Source organism: Enterobacter cloacae complex sp. 394I7 (assembly GCF_057320345.1).
The window spans coordinates 18,465-37,696 of sequence record NZ_JBXWCR010000011.1 but is presented as its reverse complement, the minus strand read 5'-3'; the positions used below and the strand labels follow the sequence as shown (position 1 = coordinate 37,696).

Sequence of the window (19,232 nt, the reverse complement as noted above, 5' to 3'; positions counted from 1 at the left end):
GGGACGGGTGAGGGGAGAAATTACTGCTCGTGCTCTTCCCACGCCAGGGCGCGTTTCACCGCTTTCTTCCAGCCGCTGTAGCGGTAGTTACGCTCAGTGGTTTCGATGCCAGGGCGGAATTCGCGTTCGATAACCGCTTTTTCCTGCAGTTCATCCAGATTCTGCCAGAAGCCGACAGCCAGACCTGCGAGGTACGCCGCACCCAGCGCGGTGACTTCACGTACTTCCGGGCGCTCTACGCGGGTGCCCAGAATGTCGGACTGGAACTGCATCAGGAAGTTGTTGGCAACGGCGCCGCCGTCCACGCGCAGGGCGTGCAGACGAATGCCGGAGTCAGCCTGCATCGCTTCCAGTACGTCGCGCGTCTGATAAGCGATGGATTCCAGCGTCGCGCGGATAATGTGGTTCGAGTTTACCCCACGGGTCAGGCCGAAAATCGCGCCGCGTGCATACGGGTCCCAGTAGGGGGCACCCAGACCGGTAAAGGCCGGAACCACATACACGCCGTTGGTGTCCTTCACTTTGGTTGCGAAATACTCGGAGTCAAACGCATCGCTGATGAGTTTCATCTCGTCACGCAGCCACTGAATAGACGCGCCTGCCATGAACACCGCACCTTCCAGCGCATAGTTCACTTCACCGCGTGGGCCGCAGGCGATGGTGGTCAGCAAGCCGTTTTCTGATTTTACCGCTTTCTCACCGGTGTTCATCAGCATAAAGCAGCCGGTACCGTAGGTGTTTTTCGCCATCCCTTCCTTAACGCACAGCTGGCCAAACAGCGCCGCCTGCTGGTCACCGGCAATACCGGCGATTGGAATACGCGTGCCGCCTTTGCCGCCGATATTGGTCTGACCGTAAACTTCAGAAGATTTGCGGACTTCTGGCAACATCGCGCGCGGGATATCCAGCGCGTCCAGCATCTTGTCATCCCACTCCAGGGTATTGATGTTGAACAGCATGGTGCGCGAGGCGTTGGTGTAATCAGTGACGTGGACACGCCCCTGGGTCATCTTCCAGATAAGCCAGGTGTCGACGGTACCGAACAGCAGCTCACCGCGTTTTGCACGTTCACGTGAACCCTCAACGTGGTCGAGGATCCATTTCACTTTGGTACCGGAGAAATACGGGTCAACGACCAGACCGGTTGCGCTACGTACATAGTCTTCCATACCGTCGCGCTTCAGCTGTTCGCAGATTTCTGACGTACGGCGGCACTGCCAGACGATGGCATTGTAAATGGGCTTACCGGTTTCGCGCTCCCAGACGATAGTGGTTTCACGCTGGTTGGTAATACCGATAGCGGCAATCTCGTCGGAACTGATATCGGCTTTCGCCAGCACTTCTACCAGCGTGGAGCTTTGTGAAGCCCAGATCTCCATAGGGTCGTGTTCGACCCAGCCTGGACGAGGATAGATTTGCTCAAATTCGCGCTGTGACACGCTGACGATATTCGCGTCATGATCCATTACGACAGCGCGGGAGCTGGTAGTGCCCTGGTCGAGCGCAACGATATATTTTTTTTCGGTCATGGTATGTGTCCCGTAGTCAGATTACAGCGAAGCTTTTTGTTGTGCGGTAGAAGTCGTTTCCTTCTCCTCTTCCACACAGGTGTCGCACGGTAAATGGCGACCAATTAATTTGCGGTAGCTAAATGCACCCAGCGCAGCCCCGACAACCGGTGCAAACAGCGGTACCAGGAAGTAAGGGATATCTTTACCGCCGGTGAAGGCCACGTCGCCCCATCCTGCGATAAAGGCAAAAGCTTTAGGTCCGATATCACGCGCCGGGTTCATCGCAAACCCGGTCAGCGGGCCCATGGATGCACCGATCACCGCAATCAGCAGGCCAATCAGCAGCGGTGCCAGCGGGCCGCGCGGAATGCCGTTTCCGTCGTCGGTCAGCGCCAGGATAACGCCCATCAGAATAGCGGTAATCACCATTTCAACTGCGAACGCCTGCACAAAATTGATATGCGGGTTGGGATAGGTTGAGAAAATGCCTGCCAGATCCAGACTTTCGACACTGCCACGCACCATATGATGTGTCTGTTCGAAGTCGATGAAAAGATTGTAATAAAGCCCGTAAACTAACGCCGCTGCGCAAAACGCGCCGGCAAACTGAGAAAGGATGAAGGGAACAACTTTGCGTCCGTCGAAGCACGCGAACAGCCACAGCGCGATGGTCACCGCCGGGTTAAGATGTGCGCCGGAAACCCCTGCGGTCAGGTAGATGGCCATCGCCACGCCCAGACCCCAGATAATACTGATTTCCCACTGACCGAAACTGGCACCCGCCACTTTCAGTGCAGCAACACAGCCCACTCCGAAGAATATCAACAACCCGGTACCAAGGAACTCGGCAATGCACTGGCCTTTTAAGGTTGATGTCTGACTCATAATCGGAATCCTGAAGAAATTGATGTTTATTGTTAGCATGACCGCCCGTGACAGCCACGATGCCCTGTAGACATAGTGTTAATTTATCGTTAACGAGCAAAAACGAGAAATATCGAAATCAAAATGTGTGGTCTGCGTCAATAAAATGAGCGTTTTCGCGCCATAAAGCGCATTTTTACACCAATGGCAAAATGTGAGCTGAATCATTTCATTAACGAATCAGTTAACAATTTAGGGGTATATGCCGCGAACGCACCAGGACGAGGCCGAAAAGTGTTGCAAACCACGATCTGCGCGGTCTGCCGCTGGACAGGGGCGACGGGGCTTCATACAATCGGCATATCTGTTGTGCGCGTTTACGTTAAAGCGTCGCCTTGCAATTCAGGAGAGGTAGGATCATGTCTTTAGAAGTGTTTGAGAAACTGGAATCGAAAGTACAGCAGGCGATTGACACCATCACGCTGCTGCAGATGGAAATTGAAGAGCTGAAAGAGAAGAACAACAGCCTGGCGCAGGAAGTTCAGAACGCTCAGCACAGCCGTGAAGAACTGGAGCGCGAAAACAACCAGCTGCGTGAACAGCAGAATGGCTGGCAGGATCGTCTGCAGGCGCTGCTGGGGCGTATGGAAGAAGTGTAATTTCTTTCGGGAAATGCAGAACAGGCCGGGTAAGGCGTCGCCGCCACCCGGCTTTTTTATTACTCGATATCCAGCGGATCTTCGGAAAGGATAATCCCGGTGTTATCGGCATAGAGATGGTCACCGGAGAAGAAGGTCACGCCGCCGAAATTGACGCGCACGTCGCTTTCGCCGATACCTTCACCCGCAGCACCCACCGGAATGGCCGCGATAGCCTGAATGCCAATGTCCAGGTCTTCGAGATCGTCCACCTGGCGCACTGAGCCATACACCACAATGCCTTCCCACTCGTTCTGTACGGCAAGACGGGCGAGCTCAGCATCAATGAGGGCACGACGTACGGAGCCCCCGCCATCAACCAGCAGAACGCGGCCACGGCCGTTCTGTTCGAGCAGATCATAGAGCAACCCGTTATCCTCGAAACATTTCACCGTGACGATTTGTCCGCCAAACGACGACCGCCCACCAAAGTTGGAGAACAGCGGTTCAACGACGTTGACATCTTCCTGGTAGATGTCACAAAGCTCGGAGGTATCGTATTTCATAGGTTTAACGCTCAGTTGCTGCGAATGTGTTCAGTATATCGTGCTAAATGCGTTGTTGGCAAAATCATCAATTGTTAATTGATATTTGTCAGTTAACCCAGCGTCTGACTTAAGACAATCCCGATGACGAACAACAGGTTAGTCAGCAGTGCCCCTTTTACCGTACGCTCCAGCATTGGCGGCATGGCCGCAGGGCTGAGTTCACGCATGACGAATCGCGCCTGCTTAATCAGCAGCGGTGCGGCGAGTACAAACAGCCAGCCCCATATGCTGTGCAGCGAGATAACGTTAAACAGCGCCAGGCACAGCAGAGCGCCCAGCAGCAGACACGCATGATAACGGCGTGCATTAACGGGCCCCAGACGCACGGCCAGCGTGTTTTTGCCGTTCTCACGGTCGCTGTCGATATCGCGCAGGTTGTTGATGTTAAGCACCGCCGTCGCCAGCATGCCGCAGGCGGTTGCCGGCAGGAACAGGGCCGGGATCAGGGTATGTGCCTGTAAGTACCCGCTCCCCATCACGCTCAGCCAGCCGAAGAACACCAGCACGGAGATATCACCCAGCCCAATATACCCGTAAGGGCGGGTACCGACGGTATAGGTAATGGCGGCAATAATGGCGAGCAAACCCAGTACCAGGAAACCAATGAAATCGCTGGGGGTTTTAGACGCGACCGTTACCAGCGCCAGGCCGGAAAGACAAATCAGCGCCACGGTGATGATCAGCGCGCGCTTCATCTGCGCCTGGGTAATGACCCCTTTCTGCATACCGCGCAGTGGCCCGATACGGTCGGGTTTGTCGCTGCCTTTAACCGCATCGCCATAGTCGTTGGCGAGATTGGAGAGAATTTGCAGCAGACCGGCGGTAATCAGTGCCAGCCCGGCAACCAGCGGATCGAAATAGCCTTGCCACCAGGCAAGCGCCGTACCGACGATAATGGCGGCAAAGGCCAGAGGAAGAGTTTTAGGGCGCAGACTTTCGAGCCACGCCTGAGTACGGCTGATGTCAGTCATAGTAATTTAGCCAATAAAAATGGGGGCTTTAGCCCCCATTAAACGTGATGAGAATGCAGTAACCGCGATTATAGGATAAAACGGCTCAGATCTTCATCTGCCACTAACGCATCCAGGTGTTTACCCACATATTCTGCGTCAATGGTAATGCTTTGACCGTTCAGGTCGCTCGCATCATAAGAGATATCTTCCATCAGGCGCTCCAGCACGGTGTGCAGACGACGGGCACCGATGTTCTCGGTGGTTTCGTTGACCTGCCAGGCGGCCTGGGCGATGCGTTTGATACCGTCTTCAGTGAACTCGATGTTCACACCTTCGGTTGCCATCAGCGCTTTGTACTGTACGGTCACAGAGGCATTTGGCTCGGTCAGGATGCGTTCGAAATCTTCAGTGGTCAGCGCCTGCAGCTCCACGCGAATCGGCAGACGACCCTGCAGCTCCGGGATCAGGTCAGACGGTTTCGCCACCTGGAATGCGCCAGAGGCGATAAACAGGATGTGGTCCGTTTTGACCATACCGTGTTTGGTGGAGACGGTGCAGCCTTCAACCAGCGGCAGCAGGTCGCGCTGAACGCCTTCACGGGAGACATCCGGGCCTGAGGATTCGCCACGCTTACAGATTTTGTCGATTTCGTCGATAAACACGATACCGTGCTGCTCAACCGCGTCGATAGCATCCTGCTTCAGCTCTTCCGGGTTCACCAGTTTCGCCGCTTCTTCTTCGATCAGCAGCTTCATGGCGTCTTTGATTTTCAGCTTACGCGCTTTCTGCTTCTGGCCGCCCAGGTTCTGGAACATGGACTGCAGCTGGCTGGTCATCTCTTCCATGCCAGGCGGTGCCATGATTTCCACACCCATAGGGGCAGCAGCAAGATCGATCTCAATCTCTTTGTCGTCCAGCTCGCCTTCACGCAGTTTTTTGCGGAACGCCTGACGTGCCGCTGACGGCTCAGCCTGCTGTTCAGCCTGGCCCCAGTTGTTCTTCGCCGGTGGGATCAGGACGTCAAGAATGCGCTCTTCCGCCATCTCTTCGGCGCGGTAGCGGTTTTTCTCAATCGCCTGGACGCGCACCATTTTGATCGCCGAGTCGGTCAGATCGCGAATGATAGAGTCCACTTCTTTACCCACATAGCCCACTTCGGTGAACTTGGTGGCTTCGACTTTGATGAACGGGGCGTTAGCCAGTTTCGCCAGACGACGGGCAATTTCGGTTTTACCGACACCGGTCGGGCCGATCATCAGAATGTTTTTTGGCGTCACTTCATGGCGCAGCTCTTCTTCGAGCTGCATGCGGCGCCAGCGGTTACGCAGGGCAATAGCCACGGAACGCTTGGCGTTGTCCTGGCCGATAATATGTTTGTCCAGTTCGCTGACAATTTCGCGTGGGGTCATTTCAGACATGGGAGATCCTTACGCTTTAGACGGTAATTCTTCGATGGTGTGGTTGTGGTTGGTATAGATGCAGATATCACCTGCAATATCCAACGCCTTCACCGCGATATCGCGCGCGTTCATGTCGGTATTTTCCAACAGCGCACGGGCTGCAGCCTGGGCGTACGGGCCACCAGAGCCAATAGCAATCAGGTCGTTTTCAGGCTGAATGACGTCACCGTTACCGGTGATGATAAGCGAAGCGGTTTCATCGGCCACCGCCAGCAGCGCTTCAAGTTTGCGCAGCATGCGATCGGTACGCCAGTCTTTCGCCAGCTCAACGGCGGCTTTCACCAGGTGACCCTGGTGCATTTCCAGTTTGCGTTCAAACAGTTCGAACAGCGTGAAGGCGTCAGCCGTGCCGCCTGCAAAACCGGCGATCACTTTGTCGTTGTATAAACGACGAACTTTCTTCACGTTGCCTTTCATTACGGTATTACCCAGCGTGGCCTGGCCATCACCGGCGATTACCACGTGGCCGTTACGGCGTACACTTACGATTGTTGTCACGAGCAGACCCCCTGGTTACAGAATCGGGAAACAGAAGCCCTGAGCCTGTGCTCAGGGCTGAATAGAATGATAGATGGGGGGGAATTTGGGGGTTTCAACCCCCGGTAGCGAGTCGAATGCAGTTTGTGTGTCCCGCCACTTTCAAACGGGAAATGGTTCCGTCGGCATTTTCTTTGCCTTTGACCGGGCCAATCACCACGCGATTCCAGCCGTTATTGGTGGTAATGCGTGAATCAAACCCTTCAAAAGCCAGCTGTGCGCGCACCGTTTCCGCCTGCTCAGCACCTTTGAATGAACCACATTGCACCATCCAGCGGCGTTCGTCTTTTTTCTCAGCAGTCTGTTTCGGCGCATCGGTCTCTTTGGTTACCGGTGCGGCCTGCTGCGTTTTCGGCTGCTGCGCAGTGGTATGCGCCGGCGTCTGCAGCAGATCCTGATACGGCTGAGCCGCCTGTTTCTGCGGCTGGGCCTTCGGCGGTTGCTGCACTGGCTGGGACTGCGCCGTTCGCGTTTGCTGCTGATACGGCTGTTCCGTCACCCGCGGCTGCGTTTTAGGCTGCTGCACTGGCTGGGTTTGCGCCCACTGCTGTTGTTGCTGCTGTTGCTGTTGGAGCTGCTGCTGTGCCTGACGACGCTGCAGCGTTTGCTGACGCTGTTCCGGCGTCTGCTCGTTCCACGGTACTTCGTTCAGCTGCGTAGGCTGCTGGCGCATATCGGCCTGCATTTGTGCCAGCAACTGACGCTGTTCATCCGTCAACTGGCTGGCATTTTGCACTTCACCACCCGCTGAAGGTTCGGTCGGCGCACGTACGCCAGGCTGACGGCTTTCCAGCTCTTTGATATAGCGCCAGCGCTCTTCAGGCTTCGGCGGAAGGCCGTTTCCGGCAACCTTGCTGGCCTGAAGCGCCTCGGACTCTTCTTTTTTATGGTGCGTGATAAAGTACAGACCACCAATAAAGGCCACGACTACAGCCGCAGCAATAGCGACCATCGCTGGCGAGACAGCAGGCAGGTTACGTTGCTTTTTCCTTGAGCTACTCTTTTTGCGTCGCGAAGGTGCCGGCTGGCCGCGACGTACATAATCTCGTTGTGCCACTATCGTTTCGCTGTATTTATTCGTTCGTCAGCCCGCCATGTTACTTAAGCGGCGGGGCTTTGACCAGATAAGGGTGTCTGAAAGACATTTACTTTAAGTCAATGCCTGGGTAGAACCGCGCACAATCAATTCACAGTCCAGCAACCGCGAGCCGCTGTTAACTGTTTGACCATGCAGCTGATCCAGCAGAAGAAGCATCGCTTCACGCCCAATATCATAGCGCGGCTGCGCCACGGTCGAGAGTGGAGGATCGCAAAATTCTGACAGCGAAATATTATCGAATCCGATGATCGACAAATCTTTCGGTATGCGCAGGCCGCGGCGCTTCGCATACGATAATGCCCCCAGTGCCATCACATCGCTGTGACAGAACACCGCGGTCGGCGGCTCGGGCAGATCCAGCAGCTTCTCCAGCGCCTGTCCACCAGCTTCAAAGGTGAAATCCCCGCGAGCAATGTAGTGCGGGTCGACGGTGACGCCGGTACGGCGCAGCGCCTGAACGTAGCCCTGCAGGCGGTAGTGGCACAATGGCATCTCTTCCGGCCCGGCAATGCAGCCAATACGCTTGTGCCCCAGCTCCTGAAGATAGTTGACGGCGTTGAACGCGGCGGTCAGGTTATCAATATGTACCGTCGGCAGCTCCAGCTCGGGTGCAAACTCGTTGGCCATCACCATCGGCGGTAAATTGCGCTGCTCTTCAATGCTGGCATCAAACGGCAGGCGAGACCCAAGCAGCAACATGCCGTCGATCTGCTTGGTGATAATGAGGTCGATAAAGGTTTTTTCCTGCTGGTTCTGGTGAGCACAGTCGCCAATCAGCACCAGATAACCTTGTTCTGCCGCCGTCACTTCGATACCGCGAATAATCTCGCTGAAGAAGGGATCGCAGATGTCCGGCACAATCACCAGGATGGTGCGCGACTCATTGCGTTTAACGTTTCGTCCCATCGCCTGCGGGAAATAGCCCACTTCCAGCGCAGCCTGCTCTACCCGGTTACGGGTCGCCTGGGAGACTTTATCCGGGTTCATTAATGCGCGGGACACGGTTGCCGTAGAGACTTGTGCTTTCTGGGCAACGTCTTTCATGGTCGCCGTGGCAACCTCTTTCCTGGACTTCAACGTCTTCTCCTCGCCTGAACACCGAACTTCTGACGCCACCATTTTTACAGATAGTTAATGGAATCGGTTACAGAATTTTCATAAAAAGTGTGAGGAGCGTTAAATTTTTCGATCCGTCTTCAGCCTTCGATAGGATCAACGTCCAGCACCCACTTCACTTTGCGCGCTTCTGGTAGGGTATTGATCAGTACCAGCGCGCCGCTGACGATATGTTGCAGGCGGATGCGCGAAGGGTGCTGGAGCAAAATCTGCCAGCGAAAACGTCCACCACGCTTTGGTGCCAGCGCCGGCACCGGCCCCAGTATCCACAGCGAGTTATCCACCAGCGGACTGGCCTGCAGGAGGTTTCTCAGCTGCTGCAGGAAAAGCGGTGCCTGCTGGTTGTTGTGATCTTCTGCGCGGATGATGACGTGGCTGGTCCACGGCGGAAGCTGCATCGTCTGGCGTTCTGCCAGCGCCTGCTCCGCAAACGCGTCATAGCCTTTATGCAGCAGGGTTTGCAGTAGCGGATGTTCAGGATGGTGGGTCTGTAAAACCACCTCACCCTGTTTGCCTGCGCGACCGGCACGTCCGGCAACCTGGGTATAAAGCTGGGCAAAACGTTCTGCTGAGCGAAAATCGGCCGAAAACAGCGCGCCGTCTACGTCCAGCAGGGCGACCAGCGTTACGTCCGGGAAGTGATGCCCTTTGGCCAGCATCTGCGTGCCAATCAGAATGCGTGCGCCACCGCGATGCACTTCCGCCAGCTGCTGTTCCAGCGCCCCTTTGCGGCTGGTGGTGTCACGGTCGATGCGGGAAAGAGGAACGTCAGGGAAGAAAGGCTTAAGGGCCTCTTCCAGTTGCTCCGTCCCCAGGCCGACCGGCACGATATGCGTTGAGCCACATGATGGACACTGGCGTGGTACCGGCCGCTGGCTGTCGCAGTGGTGGCAGCGCAAATGGCGCTGGGCCTGATGGAACGTGTAGTAGTGGTCGCAGCGCGGGCATTCGGCAATCCAGCCGCAGTCGTGACACAGCAGCGCCGGGGCAAACCCGCGGCGGTTAAGGAACAAAATGACCTGATTACCGGCCTGCAAATGCTGGCGCATCCGGGTGATAAGCGCAGGCGCTAACCCCGCCTGCACCTGCTGGCCTTTTAGATCCAGCACATGCTGAATGGCAGGGCGTGCGTTCCCTGCGCGCCGCGTCAGGCGCAGCATGTGGTATTTACGCTGGCGAACGTTATGCAGCGTTTCGAGGGCGGGCGTCGCGGAGCCAAGAATAATCGGGATTTGCTCGCTGTGGGCGCGATAAACGGCCAGATCGCGGGCGTGATAGCGCCAGCCTTCCTGTTGCTTATAGGAGCTGTCATGCTCTTCATCGATGACGATAACGCCGAGGTTTTTAAACGGCGTAAACAGCGAGGACCGGGTGCCAATCACAATCGCCGCTTCGCCGTTTTTGGCTTTCAGCCAGGCGCTGAGGCGCTCGCTATCGTTCAGGCCCGAATGTAACACTTCAACCGGCGCATTAAACCGCTCGCGAAAACGGGCGATGGTTTGTGGCGTGAGGCCGATTTCCGGAACCATCACCAGCGCCTGTTTACCCTGCGCAAGCACGTTTTCCAGTACGCTGAGATACACTTCTGTTTTGCCGGAGCCGGTAACCCCTGCCAGTAGCCAGGCGGAGAAATGATCGGAGGCGCTGTGAATGGCTCCGACGGCGGTGGCCTGCTCGGTGTTGAGTCGCAGACGATCCCCTGAAACGGAGAAACTGTCCCGCCAGTCATAAAGGGCAGGCGCCTCGCTTGCCAGTTCGCTCAGCCCTTTTTTGCGCAGGGCCTGTAGCGCCGTTTCGCTCACCTCAAGCTCGTCAACCTGATGCCGCCAGATTTTCCCCTGACGCAGGGCCGCCAGCGCCTGCTGCTGTTTCTGCGAGCGTTTCAGGCTATTGATATCGACCGCCTGACCCTCTTCAGTGGCAAACCAGTACCACAGGGGAGCGTGGCTGGCACTTTTACCCTGACGAAGCATAATAGGCAGGGCGTGGAACAGGACATCGCCGATGGGATGATGGTAGTAATCTGCCGCCCACAGCAGGAGCCGCCAGGTGCTGGTGGAGAAAACGGGCTCGCTGTCCAGTACCTCTGCGACGGCTTTCAGCTCATTGAGCGGCAATTCGCTCTTATCGCTCACCGACACCACAATCCCAATACGCTGCTGTTTGCCAAATGGCACGGTCACGCGACAGCCCGCTTTGGCGCTCATGCTGTCAGGCAGCAGATAGTCAAAGGTGCGGGGAAGCGGAACGGGCAGGGCAACGTGAGCGACGGGCATCGAATCTTCCTGACTTGAAAAGTGGCGCGTTAGTATACACATTAGTGAAAGCGGCGTGCGGATCAGTTTGCATACGTTGGTCAAATTCTGTATGATTCGCCGCCTTTGGTGTACTTTACGCCAAAGAACTTACATTCAACATCGCGTGGTGTCTGGCGTTAGGGCTGGAAGAGCGACGCGGCCTTAACTGAGGTTCTCCCATGAAAAAAGATATTCACCCGAAATACGAAATGATTACTGCAAACTGTTCTTGCGGTAACTCTATCCAGATCCGCTCTACCGTGGGTCACGATCTGAACCTGGACGTGTGCGGCAAATGCCACCCGTTCTACACTGGTAAGCAGCGTGATGTTGCAACCGGTGGCCGTGTTGACCGCTTCAACAAGCGTTTCAGCATCCCGGGCGCTAAGTAAGTTTCCCGAAAAAAAGGCACCGCAAGGTGCCTTTTTTGTATCCGCTTCTCAGTATTCCCACGTATCCGGGTCGATACCCAGTTCACGCATGATCACCTTCGCCTCTTCCGGAATTTCATCACTACGCTCTTTGCGCAGATCTTCATCGTTTGGCAACGGTTGACCGGTAAACGCATGCAGAAACGCTTCGCACAGGAGTTCGCTGTTGGTCGCGTGGCGCAGGTTGTTCACCTGACGACGCGTACGTTCATCGGTGAGGATCTTCAACACCTTCAGAGGAATGGAAACCGTAATTTTCTTTACTTGCTCACTCTTCTTACCGTGCTCAGCGTATGGGCTGATATATTCGCCGCTCCATTCAGCCATGAGATACCTTTAATCCTCTCAGTCATTAATCTAAAGGTGCAAAACCCGTCATCGCCAGTTTTGACCGTAATCCAGCGTAGTTTACCGTAGAGACGATACCGTGGCACGGATATTGCCGCTGCAGCGTGCACTAAAGCATATAATTTTAACGGCTATTTGCGCATTGCTCAATCTATACGCAAAGAAGTTTAGATGTCCAGATGTATTGACGTCCATACTTTCAGTGTTTACTCTGGTGCCTGACTTTTCACCTCTTTTAGCCAGGAAGCCTTCACCATGACGCGTAAACAGGCCACCATCGCAGTGCGTAGCGGATTAAATGATGACGAGCAGTACGGCTGTGTTGTCCCGCCAATTCATCTTTCCAGTACTTACAATTTTACCGGTTTTAATGAACCCCGTGCGCATGACTACTCCCGTCGCGGCAACCCGACGCGTGACGTGACCCAGCGCACGCTGGCGGAGCTGGAAGGCGGTGCAGGCGCCGTGTTAACCAACACCGGGATGTCTGCGATTCACCTGGTGACGACGGTATTTCTGAAGCCGGGCGACCTGCTGGTGGCACCGCACGACTGTTACGGTGGTAGCTATCGTCTGTTTGACAGCCTCGCAAAACGCGGGTGCTACCGCGTACTGTTTGTCGATCAAAACGACGAACAGGCGCTGAAACAGGCGCTGGCAGAGAAACCGAAGCTGGTGCTGGTGGAAAGTCCAAGCAATCCATTGTTGCGTGTCGTCGATATTGCGAAAATTTGTCAGCGCGCAAGGGATGCGGGAGCGATAAGTGTAGTGGATAATACCTTCCTCAGTCCGGCCCTTCAGAACCCGCTTGCGCTGGGTGCCGATCTGGTATTGCATTCATGCACTAAATATCTGAACGGTCATTCTGATGTGGTAGCGGGCGTGGTGATTGCAAAAGATCCCGACGTTGTCACCGAACTGGCATGGTGGGCCAATAACATTGGCGTCACTGCGAGCGCTTTCGACAGCTACCTGTTGTTGCGCGGTATCCGCACGCTGTCGCCGCGCATGGAAGTGGCGCAGCGCAATGCTCAGGCGATTGTTGATTTCCTGAAGACCCAGCCGCTGGTGAAAAAGCTCTATCACCCGTCGCTGCCGGAAAACCAGGGGCACGAGATTGCCGCGCGTCAACAAAAGGGATTTGGCGCGATGTTAAGTTTTGAACTGGACGGTGACGAGCAAACGCTGCGTCGCTTCCTGAGCGGGCTGTCATTGTTTACGCTGGCGGAATCATTAGGTGGGGTTGAAAGCTTGATCTCCCACGCCGCGACCATGACGCACGCAGGTATGGCACCAGAAGCACGTGCCGCCGCCGGTATTTCTGAGACGCTGCTGCGTATCTCGACCGGTATTGAAGATTCTGAAGATTTAATTGCCGATCTGGAAAATGGCTTCCGGGTCGCAGCCAAGGGGTAATCATGAGTGTGATAGCGCAGGCAGGGGCGAAGGGTCGTCAACTGCACAAGTTTGGTGGTAGTAGTCTTGCTGATGTGAAGTGTTACCTGCGTGTCGCAGGGATCATGACAGAGTATTCGCAGCCAGGGGACATGATGGTTGTCTCCGCGGCTGGCAGCACCACCAACCAGTTGATTAGCTGGCTCAAACTGAGTCAGACCGATCGCCTCTCTGCGCATCAGGTGCAACAGTCCTTACGTCGTTACCAGAGTGAGCTGATTGCCGGCTTACTGCCTGCGGACGTCGCGGACGGATTGATTAGCGCCTTTACGCATGACCTTGAGCGTCTGGCTGCCCTGCTGGACAGCGGTATTACCGACGCGGTGTATGCCGAGGTGGTCGGTCACGGTGAAGTGTGGTCTGCGCGCCTGATGGCGGCCGTGCTGCAACACCTGGGCGTGGATGCAGCCTGGCTTGACGCGCGTGACTTCCTGCGCGCCGAACGCGCCGCTCAGCCGCAGGTGGATGAAGGCTTGTCATATCCGCTGCTGCAACAGTTGCTGGTTCAGCATCCGGGCAAACGTATTGTGGTGACCGGCTTTATCAGCCGCAGCAGTGCCGGTGAAACCGTGCTGCTGGGACGTAACGGCTCTGACTACTCAGCGACGCAAATTGGTGCGCTGGCAGGCGTTTCCCGCGTCACCATCTGGAGCGACGTGGCCGGTGTCTACAGTGCTGACCCGCGTAAAGTGAAGGATGCCTGCCTGCTGCCGCTGCTGCGTCTGGACGAGGCCAGCGAGCTGGCACGCCTGGCGGCACCGGTTCTGCATGCGCGTACGCTACAGCCGGTTTCCGGGAGCGACATCGACCTGCAGCTGCGCTGTAGTTACACCCCGGATCAAGGCTCTACCCGTATCGAACGCGTCCTGGCGTCCGGTACGGGGGCGCGAATTGTGACCAGCCATGACGACATCTGCCTGATTGAGTTCCAGGTCCCGGCGGGCCAGGATTTCAAACTGGCACACAAAGACATCGACCTGATCCTCAAACGCGCCCAGGTGCGTCCGCTCGCCGTTGGCGTGCATAACGATCGCCAGCTGCTGCAGTTCTGCTACACCGCTGAAGTGGCGGACAGCGCCCTGAAAATTCTTGATGAAGCGGGCCTGCCGGGCGAGCTTCGCCTGCGTCAGGGTCTGGCGCTGGTGGCGATGGTGGGGGCGGGCGTTACCCGCAACCCGCTGCACTGCCATCGTTTCTGGCAGCAGCTGAAAGGCCAGCCGGTTGAATTCACCTGGCAGTCGGAAGAGGGCATTAGCCTTGTGGCCGTACTGCGTAAAGGACCTACCGAGAGTCTGATTCAGGGGCTGCATACCTCTCTGTTCCGTGCGGAGAAACGCATTGGACTGGTGCTGTTTGGCAAAGGAAACATCGGCTCACGCTGGCTGGAGCTGTTCGCTCGCGAGCAGGTGACCCTCTCAGCGCGTACGGGGTTTGAATTTATTCTCGCGGGCGTGGTGGACAGCCGCCGCAGCCTGCTGAACTACGAAGGGCTGGATGCCAGCCGGGCGCTGGCCTTCTTTAACGATGAAGCGGTTGAACAGGACGAAGAGTCGCTGTTCCTCTGGATGCGCGCGCACCCGTATGACGATCTGGTGGTGCTGGACGTGACCGCCAGTGAACAGCTTGCCGATCAGTATCTTGATTTCGCCAGCCACGGTTTCCATGTTATTAGCGCCAATAAGCTGGCGGGGGCGAGCAGCACGGACAAGTACCGTCAAATCCACGACGCGTTTGAAAAGACAGGCCGTCACTGGCTGTATAACGCCACGGTGGGCGCTGGCTTGCCGGTTAACCATACTGTGCGTGATTTGATTGAAAGCGGCGACAGCATTCTGGCGCTGAGTGGCATCTTCTCCGGCACGCTCTCCTGGCTGTTCCTGCAGTTTGATGGCACCGTGCCGTTCACTGACCTGGTGGATCAGGCATGGCAGCAGGGCTTAACGGAGCCTGACCCACGCGTTGACCTCTCCGGTAAAGACGTTATGCGTAAGCTGGTGATCCTGGCGCGCGAAGCCGGTTATGACATCGAACCTGATGCCGTCCGCGTTGAGTCGCTGGTGCCTGCTGGCTGTGAGGACGACTCTGTCGACCACTTCTTCGAGAACGGCGAAGAGCTGAACGAGCAGATGGTGCAACGTCTGGAAGCGGCAAACGAGATGGGGCTAGTGCTGCGCTACGTGGCGCGTTTCGAAGCGAACGGAAAAGCACGTGTGGGTGTCGAGGCGGTTCGTCCTGAACATCCGCTGGCGGCACTGCTGCCGTGCGATAATGTTTTCGCCATTGAAAGCCGCTGGTACCGTGATAACCCACTGGTGATCCGTGGCCCGGGTGCGGGGCGCGATGTGACCGCCGGGGCTATCCAGTCCGACATCAACCGTCTGGCTAAACTGCTGTAATCTTTCTTGTTCCCTCTCCCGGTGGGAGAGGGACAGGGTGAGGGCATCAGACCGCACTCACCCGCCATCATGAACTCCCTTCATCTTCCCTGAGCATTCCTCACCATTCCTGGCGATTATTTCTGTTGACGTCCCTCCGCTTTTCCGTCATTTTTACATCTGGACGTCTAAACGTATAGAAGTTCGAAGCACAACACACAATGACACGCGATTGATGAGGTAAGGTATGAGCTTTTTTCACGCCAACCAGCGGGAAGCCCTGAATCAGAGCCTGGCCGAAGTAAATGGTCAGATTAACGTCTCTTTTGAATTTTTCCCGCCGCGCACCAGTGAAATGGAGCAAACCCTCTGGAGCTCTATCGATCGCCTGAGCAGCCTGAAACCGAAGTTTGTCTCCGTCACCTACGGTGCCAACTCCGGTGAGCGTGACCGTACGCACAGCATCATTAAAGGCATTAAGGACCGTACGGGTCTGGAAGCGGCTCCGCACCTGACCTGTATCGACGCGACGCGCGATGAGCTGCGTGCCATTGCCCAGGACTACTGGAACAACGGTATTCGCCATATCGTCGCCCTGCGCGGTGACCTGCCGCCGGGGAGCGGTAAACCGGACATGTACGCCACCGATCTGGTCGCGCTGCTGAAAGAGGTCGCAGACTTCGACATTTCCGTTGCCGCTTACCCTGAAGTTCACCCGGAAGCGAAAAGCGCCCAGGCGGATCTGCTTAACCTGAAGCGTAAAGTGGACGCCGGTGCGAACCGCGCCATTACCCAGTTCTTCTTTGATGTGGAAAGCTACCTGCGCTTTCGTGACCGCTGTGTGTCCGCGGGCATCGACGTCGAAATTATCCCGGGAATTTTGCCGGTCTCTAACTTCAAACAGGCGAAGAAATTTGCCGATATGACCAATGTGCGCATTCCACACTGGATGTCTAAAATGTACGAAGGGCTGGACGATGACCCGGAAACACGCAAGCTGGTGGGCGCAAACATCGCGATGGACATGGTGAAGATCTTGAGTCGTGAAGGAGTGAAGGATTTCCACTTCTATACGCTCAACCGCGCGGAAATGAGTTACGCCATTTGCCATACGCTGGGTGTTCGGCCTGGCGCATAACAAATAGAAGCCCTCTTCGGAGGGTTTTTTGATTTATAAGGGTTTTATTTCCCCGCCATATCAGCAATGCTGCCTTTGACGTACAGAACGCACATACTTTCAATGGGAAATTAAACGGAATTAACTATCGAATCTGTGGGTTATCTCAACTATACCTTATCAACAAGGGCGTATATCGTAACGGTAACACTGTAAAAGGGAGCATAGCGATGAGCACGTCAGACGACAGCAATAATGCGGCATCAATCGGCAAGTGCCCGTTCCATCAGGGCAGCGTCGATCACAGCGCGGGAGCAGGCACAGGCAGCCGCGACTGGTGGCCAAAACAACTCCGCGTCGATCTTCTTAATCAACATTCCAACCGTTCTAACCCTCTGGGTGAAGACTTTGACTACCGCAAAGAATTCAGCAAACTCGATTACTCCGCACTCAAGGGCGATCTCAAAGCACTTCTGACCGACTCTCAGCCGTGGTGGCCAGCCGACTGGGGCAGCTATGCGGGCCTGTTTATTCGTATGGCCTGGCACGGCGCAGGTACCTATCGCTCCGTTGACGGTCGCGGTGGCGCAGGCCGCGGTCAACAGCGCTTTGCCCCCCTGAACTCCTGGCCAGATAACGTAAGTCTGGATAAAGCGCGCCGTCTCCTGTGGCCTATCAAGCAAAAATACGGTCAAAAAATTTCCTGGGCTGACCTCTTCATCCTTGCCGGTAACGTGGCGCTGGAGAACTCTGGCTTCCGTACCTTTGGTTTTGGGGCCGGGCGTGAAGATGTCTGGGAACCGGATATGGACGTGAACTGGGGTGATGAAAAAGCCTGGCTCACCCACCGTGACCCGGAAGCACTGGCGAAGCGCCCACTGGCAGCCACCGAAATGGGGCTGATTTACGTTAACCCGGAAGGGCCAAACGCCAGCGGTGAACCACTGTCAGCGGCCGCGGCGATCCGTGCCACCTTTGGCAACATGGGGATGAACGACGAAGAGACCGTTGCGTTGATTGCTGGCGGTCATACCCTCGGTAAAACCCACGGTGCAGGTGAAGCGACCCATGTCGGTGCCGACCCGGAAGCCGCGCCAATTGAAGCGCAGGGTCTGGGCTGGACCAGTACGCACGGTACCGGCGTTGGCGCAGATGCGATCACCTCCGGGCTGGAAGTCATCTGGTCACAAACGCCGACCCAGTGGAGTAACTACTTCTTCGAGAACCTGTTCAAATACGAGTGGGTGCAGACCCGCAGCCCGGCGGGTGCGATTCAGTTCGAAGCGGTGGATGCACCAGACATTATGCCTGATCCGTTCGACCCGTCGAAAAAGCGCAAACCGACGATGCTGGTTACCGATCTGACGCTGCGTTTTGACCCCGAGTTCGAGAAAATCTCCCGCCGCTTCCTGAACGATCCGCAGGCCTTTAACGAAGCCTTTGCCCGCGCGTGGTTCAAGCTGACCCACCGTGATATGGGACCAAAAGCGCGTTACATTGGTCCGGAAGTGCCGAAAGAAGATCTCATCTGGCAGGATCCATTGCCGCAGGCGGTGTTCAACCCGACCAAAGAGGACATCGAGAGTCTGAAAGCGGAAATCATTGCCTCGGGTCTGTCCGTGAGCGACCTGGTTTCCGTTGCCTGGGCGTCTGCATCGACCTTCCGCGGTGGCGATAAGCGTGGCGGCGCCAACGGTGCGCGTCTGGCACTGGCACCCCAGCGCGACTGGGAAGTTAACGCCGCAGCGGTTCGCGCGTTACCCGCCCTGGAAGCTATTCAGCGTACCACTAACAAAGCGTCACTGGCCGATATCATCGTGCTGGCAGGTGTGGTGGGTGTTGAACAGGCGGCGAAAGAGGCCGGCGTTTACGTCAATGTACCGTTCACGCCGGGCCGCGTTGATGCGCGCCAGGATCAGACGGATATCGAGATGTTTAACCTGCTCGAACCGATTGCCGATGGCTTCCGTAACTACCGTGCACAGGTTGATGCCTCCACTACCGAGTCTCTGTTGATTGATAAGGCCCAGCAGCTGACGCTCACTGCACCAGAACTGACGGTGCTGATTGGCGGTCTGCGCGTACTGGGGGCGAACTTCGATGGCAGTCAGAACGGCGTGTTCACCCATCGTGAAGGCGTGCTGAGCAACGATTTCTTCGTGAACCTGCTGGACATGAATACCCAGTGGAAAGCGACCGATGAATCAAACGAGCTGTTTGCCGGCAGCGATCGCGCCAGCGGTGAAGTGAAATACACCGCCACGCGTGCCGATCTGGTATTCGGTTCGAACGCCGTGCTGCGCGCGCTGGCCGAGGTTTACGCCAGCAGCGACGCCCATGAGAAATTCGTCCGCGACTTTGTTGCCGCTTGGGCGAAGGTGATGGATTTGGATCGGTTTGATCTGCAGTAAAAACAATCCCCG

The 19,232-nt window shown here is 56.2% G+C and carries 16 protein-coding genes; 6 read left to right on the top strand and 10 right to left on the bottom strand.

Annotation, left to right across the window (positions count from 1 at the left end):
* Nucleotides 1-20: 20 nt before the first annotated feature.
* Nucleotides 21-1,529 (bottom strand): glycerol kinase GlpK, encoded by a 1,509-nt coding sequence (gene glpK / locus AC2FAP_RS22200; protein WP_014172201.1) that lies wholly within the window; start codon nt 1,527-1,529, stop codon nt 21-23.
* A gap of 21 nt (nt 1,530-1,550) precedes the next feature.
* Nucleotides 1,551-2,396, bottom strand: coding sequence for an MIP/aquaporin family protein (locus tag AC2FAP_RS22195; protein WP_014885705.1), 846 nt, complete (start codon nt 2,394-2,396; stop codon nt 1,551-1,553).
* Nucleotides 2,397-2,794: 398 nt separating this feature from the next.
* On the opposite strand from AC2FAP_RS22195, the gene zapB reads away from it, so the two are divergent.
* Nucleotides 2,795-3,034 (top strand): septal ring assembly protein ZapB, encoded by a 240-nt coding sequence (gene zapB / locus AC2FAP_RS22190; protein WP_008501806.1) that lies wholly within the window; start codon nt 2,795-2,797, stop codon nt 3,032-3,034.
* A 59-nt stretch (nt 3,035-3,093) separates the two neighbouring features.
* On the opposite strand, the gene rraA is transcribed toward zapB, so the two are convergent.
* The 7 genes from rraA to priA all read right to left on the bottom strand — a co-directional run bounded on the left by rraA (nt 3,094) and on the right by priA (nt 11,062).
* Complete coding sequence (gene rraA / locus AC2FAP_RS22185) at nt 3,094-3,579, bottom strand: ribonuclease E activity regulator RraA (protein ID WP_014172197.1); 486 nt, start codon at nt 3,577-3,579, stop codon at nt 3,094-3,096.
* A gap of 92 nt (nt 3,580-3,671) precedes the next feature.
* A complete protein-coding gene (gene menA / locus AC2FAP_RS22180; protein WP_014172196.1) occupies nt 3,672-4,592 on the bottom strand; it encodes a 1,4-dihydroxy-2-naphthoate polyprenyltransferase in 921 nt (306 codons plus the stop codon).
* Nucleotides 4,593-4,660: 68 nt separating this feature from the next.
* Entirely contained in the window at nt 4,661-5,992 is a 1,332-nt protein-coding gene (hslU, locus tag AC2FAP_RS22175) for an ATP-dependent protease ATPase subunit HslU (protein WP_014172195.1), read from the bottom strand.
* 9 nt (nt 5,993-6,001) lie between these two features.
* Complete coding sequence (gene hslV / locus AC2FAP_RS22170) at nt 6,002-6,532, bottom strand: ATP-dependent protease subunit HslV (protein WP_014172194.1); 531 nt, start codon at nt 6,530-6,532, stop codon at nt 6,002-6,004.
* A gap of 94 nt (nt 6,533-6,626) precedes the next feature.
* Nucleotides 6,627-7,628, bottom strand: coding sequence for a cell division protein FtsN (gene ftsN / locus AC2FAP_RS22165; protein WP_014172193.1), 1,002 nt, complete (start codon nt 7,626-7,628; stop codon nt 6,627-6,629).
* A 93-nt stretch (nt 7,629-7,721) separates the two neighbouring features.
* Entirely contained in the window at nt 7,722-8,747 is a 1,026-nt protein-coding gene (cytR, locus tag AC2FAP_RS22160) for a DNA-binding transcriptional regulator CytR (protein WP_020883949.1), read from the bottom strand.
* 119 nt (nt 8,748-8,866) lie between these two features.
* Nucleotides 8,867-11,062: a primosomal protein N' gene (gene priA, locus AC2FAP_RS22155; RefSeq protein WP_181239938.1), complete on the bottom strand. Its 2,196-nt coding sequence runs from the start codon at nt 11,060-11,062 to the stop codon at nt 8,867-8,869.
* A 200-nt stretch (nt 11,063-11,262) separates the two neighbouring features.
* On the opposite strand from priA, the gene rpmE reads away from it, so the two are divergent.
* The gene (gene rpmE / locus AC2FAP_RS22150; RefSeq protein WP_003862040.1) at nt 11,263-11,475 is read left to right on the top strand and encodes a 50S ribosomal protein L31; all 213 of its coding nucleotides are present in this window, start codon (nt 11,263-11,265) and stop codon (nt 11,473-11,475) included.
* A 48-nt stretch (nt 11,476-11,523) separates the two neighbouring features.
* Here rpmE and metJ read toward each other — a convergent pair whose 3' ends face one another.
* Complete coding sequence (gene metJ, locus AC2FAP_RS22145) at nt 11,524-11,841, bottom strand: met regulon transcriptional regulator MetJ (RefSeq protein WP_007369220.1); 318 nt, start codon at nt 11,839-11,841, stop codon at nt 11,524-11,526.
* A 276-nt stretch (nt 11,842-12,117) separates the two neighbouring features.
* On the opposite strand from metJ, the gene metB reads away from it, so the two are divergent.
* The 4 genes from metB (at nt 12,118) to katG (ending at nt 19,220) form a co-directional block, all read left to right on the top strand.
* Nucleotides 12,118-13,278 (top strand): cystathionine gamma-synthase, encoded by a 1,161-nt coding sequence (gene metB / locus AC2FAP_RS22140; protein ID WP_014172189.1) that lies wholly within the window; start codon nt 12,118-12,120, stop codon nt 13,276-13,278.
* Nucleotides 13,279-13,280: 2 nt separating this feature from the next.
* Nucleotides 13,281-15,713 (top strand): bifunctional aspartate kinase/homoserine dehydrogenase II, encoded by a 2,433-nt coding sequence (locus AC2FAP_RS22135; RefSeq protein WP_020883947.1) that lies wholly within the window; start codon nt 13,281-13,283, stop codon nt 15,711-15,713.
* Between the two features lie 226 nt (nt 15,714-15,939).
* Nucleotides 15,940-16,830 (top strand): methylenetetrahydrofolate reductase, encoded by an 891-nt coding sequence (gene metF / locus AC2FAP_RS22130; RefSeq protein WP_014172187.1) that lies wholly within the window; start codon nt 15,940-15,942, stop codon nt 16,828-16,830.
* Nucleotides 16,831-17,039: 209 nt separating this feature from the next.
* Complete coding sequence (gene katG / locus AC2FAP_RS22125; protein WP_025202761.1) at nt 17,040-19,220, top strand: catalase/peroxidase HPI; 2,181 nt, start codon at nt 17,040-17,042, stop codon at nt 19,218-19,220.
* The last annotated feature ends 12 nt before the right edge of the window (nt 19,221-19,232 follow it).